Genomic DNA, 6,743 nt, shown 5'->3' on the forward strand with positions numbered 1-6,743 from the left:
GCCGCAAGGCCCTGGCCCCGAACCATCTAGGATGCCTTTAAGGCAATTTGAGGCAATAGGGCGGCAGCTCTATTTCGCGCAACATGGTCAACGGAGATTGCATCATCGGCCGAGGTCATCGGAGCCTGGTTCCCGCTGCGGATCCAGTCGTCCAGCGTCGCCTCGACCAGGCGCGCGATCGCACCAAACCGGATCTTGCCGGCGATGAAGGCGGCGACCGCGACCTCGTTGGCAGCGTTGTAGACGGTGGTCGCTCCCTTCCCGGTCCGGAGCGAATCGTAGGCCAGGCGCAGGCCCGGGAACCGCTCGAAATCCGGCGCCTCGAAGGTCAGCTGGCCGATCTTGGCCAGGTCGAGCTTGGCCGCCGGACCCTTGATACGGTCGGGCCAGCCGAGACAATGCGCGATCGGCGTCCGCATGTCGGGCGCGCCGAGCTGGGCCACGACGGAGCAATCGGAAAACTCGACCATGCCGTGGATGATCGACTGCGGATGAACGAGCACGTCGATCTCGTCGGGCGCGAGCGCGAACAGATAGGACGCCTCGATCACCTCGAGCCCCTTGTTCATCATCGAGGCGGAATCGATCGTGATCTTCTGGCCCATGCTCCAATTGGGATGCTTCAGGGCCTGCTCGAGCGTGGCCTGCTCGATGTCGGCAGGCTTCCAGGTCCGGAACGGGCCGCCCGAGGCCGTGATGATGACGCGGACGAGCTCGTCGCGATTGCCTGAGCTCAGCGCCTGGAACAGAGCATTGTGCTCGGAATCGGCCGGCAGGATGCAGGCGCCGGCTTTTGCCGCGCGCTGCATGAAGAAATCGCCGGCGCAGACCAGGCATTCCTTGTTGGCGAGCGCGACATGCGCGCCGCGATCAACCGCGGCCAGGGCCGGCTTCAGTCCGGCGGCGCCGCTCACGGCCGCCATCACCCAATCGGCAGGACGCGCACCCGCCTCGATCACCGCGCTTTCGCCGGCGCCGCATTCGGTGCTGGTCCCGGCCAACGCGGCCTTCAGCTCGGCGAGCTTGGAGGTGTCGGCGATCGCGACGTAGCGCGCGGAGAATTCCTTCGCGAGCTTGGCCAGCGCTTCGACATTGCCGTTCGCCGTCAGCGCCTCGACGCGATAGCGTTCGGGCGAGGCGCGCAGCAAATCCATCGTGCTGTCGCCGATCGAGCCGGTGGCACCGAGTACCGTGACGCTGCGGACGGCAGACGCAGCAAGCCTGTTGTTACGCAATGGGACCGCGCTCATATCCTCACCAAACCATAAGACCGCTTCCGGCGCTATGCACACCATGGCGGAGAAAGCCGATAATCCATGCCGCCAGGATGGCGGCAACAAAGCCGTCCAGGCGGTCCATAAGTCCGCCATGGCCGGGAATTAAGTGACTGGAATCCTTGACGCCGAAGCGCCGCTTCACCGCGGATTCGAACAGATCGCCCAACGCCGATACCACCGACAGGATGGCGCTGACGAGCAGCAATGGCGCCATCTTTCCGAGCCCGCCAGCCGCGAAGCCTACCGCAACCAAGAGGCTTGCGACAAAGCCGCCGAGAGCGCCCGCCCAGGTCTTCTTCGGGCTCACGCGCGGCCACAGTTTCGGTCCACCGATACTGCGGCCGGCGAAATAGCCGCCGATATCGGTCGCCCACACCACGAGCAGCACGAACATCAGGGCGGCGAACCCGTTTAAGAGATCCTGCCGCACCAGGATCGAGGCCAGCAGCGCCGCCGATGCATAGGCGAATCCGGTAGCCGCCCAGACGAACTTGCCCCGCGCGATCAGCGTCACGATCGCACCGCCGATGAAGCCGGCGATGACAGCCGTCTTGAGCGCGCCGAAGGCAACGCAGAATCCCATGATGGCGATGACGATGGTCCCCGCCCCCGTCAGCGCGACCGAGCCCGCGCCCACCACCATCAGCCATTCCGCGAACAATCCGATCGATACCAGGGTGACAAGAAGTGCCCACAGCCAGCCGCCGGCGTAGGCGAGCGCAATGGCGAGCGGCGCCAGCACGAGCGCGGCGAGGATCCGCAGCACGAGATTGCTCGGGGCAGGCGCAGAGCCCGCCGGTGCGGCGTCGGGTTCGCTCACGAGGCGGTTTTCGCGACCAAGCCGCCGAAACGGCGCTCGCGCCTGGCAAATTCGGCGATCGCGCTTTCCAGCGCCGCCTTGTCGAAATCGGGCCAGTGGATCGGCACGAAGACGAGCTCGCTATAGGCGGCCTGCCACATCAGGAAGTTGGACAGGCGCTGCTCGCCGCTGGTGCGGATGATGAGATCGGGATCGGGAATGTCGGGTGCGTCGAGATGCGCGCCAAGCGTTTCGGCGTCGATCGTGGCGGGATCCCGCCTGCCCTCTGCGACTTCGCGCGCGAGCTTCTGCGCGGCCTTCGCGATCTCCTGCCGCGAGCCGTAGTTGAAGGCGACGACGAGCGTGAGGCGCGTGTTGTCGCGCGTCAGTTCCTCCGCCTCGTTGAGGAGCGCGCAGATGTCGCTCTCGAGCCCTTCGCGCTCGCCGATGATGCGGACCTTGACGCCGTCGCGATGCAGGCTCGCCAGATCGTTGCGGATGAAGCGCCGCAGCAGGCCGAAGAGATCGCCGATCTCGCTCGCCGGGCGCGACCAGTTCTCCGAGGAGAACGAGAAGATGGTGAGATAGCGAATGCCGAGCTCGTGCGAGGCGCGCACCACGCGGCGCAGCGCGTCCACGCCGCGGCGATGCCCTTCCGCACGCGGCAAGCCGCGCGCAGCCGCCCAACGCCCGTTGCCATCCATGATGATGGCGACATGCGCAGGCGCGTCGGACCGGTCGGGTCCTTCCGTTGCGGGCGCGGTGGCGTTGGACATGAAGGCGATGCCTTAAACGGTGAGGATTTCTTTTTCCTTGGCGGCCAGCAGCTGGTCGATCTCGGTGATCGTGCCGTCGGTCGCCTTCTGCACCTCGTCGGCGTGACGCTTCTGGTCGTCCTCCGACATCTCGTGATTCTTCTCGAGCTTCTTGAGCACGTCGAGACCGTCGCGACGGACATGGCGCGCGGCGACCTTGGCGGCCTCCGCGTATTTGTGCGCGACCTTCACCAGCTCCTTGCGGCGCTCCTCGTTGAGCTCGGGAATACGCAGGCGCAGCACCTGGCCCTCGGTCGCGGGCGACAGGCCGAGATTGGAATCGACGATCGCCTTCTCCACGGCTTTGACCATCGACTTGTCCCAGACCTGCACCGAGATCAGGCGCGGCTCCGGCACGCTGACGGTGGCGAGCTGATTGAGTGGCATGTGAGTGCCATAAGCGTCGACCTGCACCGGATCGAGCATCGAGGCGGAGGCGCGCCCCGTCCGCAGGCCGCCAAGCTCGTGCTTGAGGGACTGGACGGCGCCCTGCATGCGGCGCTTCACTTCGTTGAGGTCGAAACTACCCGTGGCCATCACGTTTCTCCTTCAAAATCCCGGCGACCGCTCCGCGCCCTTCTCTTGGGCGCGACGACGAGCCGTCAGCCGGCGACAATGGTTCCGTGGCCGGCACCACGCAGAATCGCACCGATCGAACCCGACTGCGCGATCGAGAATACAATGATAGGCAGCGACGTCTCGCGGGCAAGCGCGAAGGCGGTGGCATCCATCACCTTGTAGTCGCCCTCGATGGCCTGCGAATGCGTCAGCCGGTCGAACCGCGTGGCGGTCGGATCCTTCTTCGGGTCGGCCGAGTAGACGCCGTCGACATTGGTCGCCTTCAGCACCGCCTGGGCGCCGATCTCGGCGGCGCGCAACACCGCGGTCGTGTCGGTGGTGAAGAACGGATTGCCGGTTCCGCCGCCGAGCAGCACGATCCGGCCCTCGGCGAGGTATTTGTGCGCCGCGGTGCGGGTGAACAGCTCGGAAATCTCCGGCATGACGAAGGCCGACAGCGTGCGCGCCGGCGTGCCCTTGCGCTCGATCGCCGCTTCCAGCGCGAGGCAGTTCATCATGGTGGCGAGCATGCCCATGGTGTCGCCGGTCGGGCGCGATACGCCGCGGGATGACACCTCGACGCCACGCACGATATTGCCGCCGCCGATCACGACCGCGACCTCGGTGCCGAGCTTGCGGGCGGCAATCAGATCGTCCGCAACCCGGTCCACGGTCGGCTGGTCGATACCAAAGCCCTGCTGTCCCGCGAGATATTCGCCGGACAGCTTGATCACGACGCGACGATAGACCGGATCAGTCATGAGCACTTTCCTTGTCCGGGCGCCGCTTCCGGCGGCACGCCGGAAGGAGGTGTTCCGGCGCTTACTTCTTGCCGCTGGCCGCCGCGACCTCGGCTGCGAAGTCGCTTTCCTGCTTCTCGATTCCCTCACCGAGAGCATAGCGCACAAAGCCCGCGATCTTCACGGGCCCGCCGACCTTGCCCTCGGCCTCCTTCACTGCCTGCGCCACCGACTTGCCGGTGTCGTGGATGAAGGCCTGCTCGAGCAGGCAGACTTCCTTGTAGTAGGTCTTGAGGCCGGACTCGACGATCTTCTCGATCACGTTCTCGGGCTTGCCCTGCTGGCGGTATTTGTCGGCAAGCACGTCCTTCTCGCGCTTGACGACCGCCGGATCGAGGCCGGACGGATCGAGCGCCAGCGGGTTGGTGGCGGCGACATGCATCGCGATCTGGCGACCGAGCGTTGCGAGCTCGTCGGCCTTGCCCGGCGATTCCAGCGCCACGATCACGCCCATCTTGCCGGCGCCGTCGATGACGGCCCCGTGGACATAGCTCGACACCACGCCCTGGCTGACTTCGAGCTGGGCAGCGCGGCGCAGCGTCATGTTCTCGCCGATGGTGGCGATCGCGTCATTGATCGCGGTCTCGATCGTGACGTCGCCGACCTTGGCGGCCTTGATCTTCTCGACATCGGCGCCGACGTCGAACGCGACCTGGGCGATCATCTTGACCAGCCCCTGGAACTGGCCGTTGCGCGCCACGAAATCGGTCTCGGAGTTGACCTCGACCACGACGCCCTTGGTGCCCTTGGTGAGCGCGCCAATCAGGCCCTCGGCCGCGACGCGGCCCGACTTCTTGGCGGCCTTCGACAGGCCCTTCTTGCGCAGCCAGTCCTGCGCGGCTTCCATGTTGCCGTCGTTTTCGGTCAGGGCGGCCTTGCAGTCCATCATGCCCGCGCCGGTCGACTCGCGCAGGTCCTTGACCATCGCAGCTGTGATCGTTGCCATCGTTGAAAATCCTTTGTGCCTGCCGGTTTGCCGCGGCGCGGCATCGAAGCGCCTCGCCGCGGTCCATCTCAGGAATTCGCGTCAACTGAAATGGTGGCCGGATCCTATCCGGCCAACCCATCGCTCTTTTTGACTATTCCGCTTCCGCGGTCAGCGCCTTGGCCTTGGCCACCCAGGCATCCGCGCGGCTCGGCAGACCGACTTCTTCGCCGATCGTGTGCGCGGTGTCGTGGTCGAGCTCGGCGAGCTGCCAGTAGTGGAAGATGCCGAGATCGTTGAACTTCTTCTCGATCGCACCCGACACGCCCGGCAGCTTCTTGAGGTCGTCCGCGGTGCCGCGGGGACCTGCAAGGCCCTGGAAACCGCTCGACGAGGGCGCCGGCAGCTCTTCGGCGAGCGGCTGGGCCGAGGCGCCGATGTCGACGCCCGAATCGCCCTGCGCGCGCGAAATGCCGTCGATTGCCGCACGCGCAATGAGATCGCAGTACAGCGAAATCGCGCGGCCGGCGTCGTCATTGCCCGGCACCACATAGGTGATGCCCTTGGGGTCCGAATTGGTGTCGACGATCGCCGCGACCGGGATGTTGAGCCGCTGGGCTTCCTGGATCGCGATGTCTTCCTTGTTGGTGTCGATCACGAAGATCAGGTCGGGCAGACCGCCCATGTCCTTGATGCCACCGAGCGAACGATCGAGCTTGTCGCGCTCGCGCTGCAGCGTCAGGCGCTCCTTCTTCGTGTAGGAATTGGCTTCGCCGCCCGACAGCACGTCGTCGAGGTGACGCAGGCGCTTGATCGAGGCCGAGATCGTCTTCCAGTTGGTCAGCGTGCCGCCGAGCCAGCGCGAATTGACGAAATACTGCGCGCAGCGCTTGGCCGCGTCCGCAACGCCGTCCTGCGCCTGGCGCTTGGTGCCGACGAACAGGATGCGGCCGCCCTTGGCAACCGTGTCGCTGACGGCCTGGAGGGCCTGGTGCAGCATCGGCACGGTCTGGGCGAGGTCGACGATGTGGATGTTGTTGCGGGTGCCGAAAATGAACGGTGCCATTTTCGGATTCCAGCGGTGAGACTGGTGACCAAAGTGCACGCCAGCTTCGAGCAGCTGACGCATGGTGAAATCAGGTAGCGCCATCGTTCTAATTCTCCGGTTGGTTCCTCCGGAAACGTGTGAGCAAAACGGAGCGTTCTCGCCCCGGTTGCCACCGGACGGCCTTGTGAGCCATGTTTCCGTGTGAGATGGCGCGCTATATAGCGCCATTTCGGCGAGAAGCAAGGAAATAAGGGCCTTTCGGGGGGCGGGTTTTCGCCCGCGAGAGGCCCCTTTAGAGAGATCGGGCCGTGCTTTAGCACTTCGGCTGGTTCGGCGGGCACTTCTTTGCCGCCGGCGGCGGAGCCGCGGGGTGTGGCGGAGGCGCTGCCGGGCGCGGCGGTGGCGGAGGCGCGACGGCCATCCGAGGCGGCGGCGGTGGTGCCGGCCGAGCCGCCGGCGGCGCGGGCCGTGCCATCGGCGGTGGCGCTGGCCTTGCGACCGGCGGAGGCGGCGCCGGCCGC

At 66.0% G+C, this 6,743-nt stretch carries 7 protein-coding genes; all 7 read right to left on the reverse strand.

All coding sequences use genetic code 11. The annotated features are described in order from the left end of the window. Positions 1-26 precede the first annotated feature (26 nt). Positions 27-1,250 (reverse strand): 1-deoxy-D-xylulose-5-phosphate reductoisomerase, encoded by a 1,224-nt coding sequence (gene dxr / locus AAE027_RS33030; protein WP_370990080.1) that lies wholly within the window; start codon positions 1,248-1,250, stop codon positions 27-29. A 4-nt stretch (positions 1,251-1,254) separates the two neighbouring features. After that, positions 1,255-2,097, reverse strand: a complete 843-nt coding sequence (locus AAE027_RS33035; protein WP_370990081.1) for a phosphatidate cytidylyltransferase — start codon at positions 2,095-2,097, stop codon at positions 1,255-1,257. Further along, on the reverse strand, positions 2,094-2,852 hold the full coding sequence (locus AAE027_RS33040) for an isoprenyl transferase (RefSeq protein WP_370990082.1): 759 nt from the start codon (positions 2,850-2,852) through the stop codon (positions 2,094-2,096). The genes AAE027_RS33035 and AAE027_RS33040 overlap by 4 nt, the downstream gene beginning before the upstream one ends. 12 nt (positions 2,853-2,864) lie before the next feature. Beyond that, entirely contained in the window at positions 2,865-3,428 is a 564-nt protein-coding gene (frr, locus tag AAE027_RS33045; protein ID WP_091885834.1) for a ribosome recycling factor, read from the reverse strand. Positions 3,429-3,493: 65 nt separating this feature from the next. Then, positions 3,494-4,210 carry a UMP kinase gene (gene pyrH / locus AAE027_RS33050; RefSeq protein ID WP_370990083.1) on the reverse strand — a complete coding sequence of 239 codons (717 nt, stop codon included), beginning with the start codon at positions 4,208-4,210 and terminating at the stop codon, positions 3,494-3,496. Between the two features lie 61 nt (positions 4,211-4,271). Beyond that, positions 4,272-5,195 (reverse strand): translation elongation factor Ts, encoded by a 924-nt coding sequence (tsf, locus tag AAE027_RS33055; RefSeq protein WP_091885841.1) that lies wholly within the window; start codon positions 5,193-5,195, stop codon positions 4,272-4,274. Positions 5,196-5,328: 133 nt separating this feature from the next. Next, on the reverse strand, positions 5,329-6,324 hold the full coding sequence (locus AAE027_RS33060; RefSeq protein WP_370990084.1) for a 30S ribosomal protein S2: 996 nt from the start codon (positions 6,322-6,324) through the stop codon (positions 5,329-5,331). Positions 6,325-6,743 lie beyond the last annotated feature (419 nt).

The organism is Bradyrhizobium sp. DN3 (assembly GCF_041357655.1).
Lineage (GTDB): Bacteria > Pseudomonadota > Alphaproteobacteria > Rhizobiales > Xanthobacteraceae > Bradyrhizobium.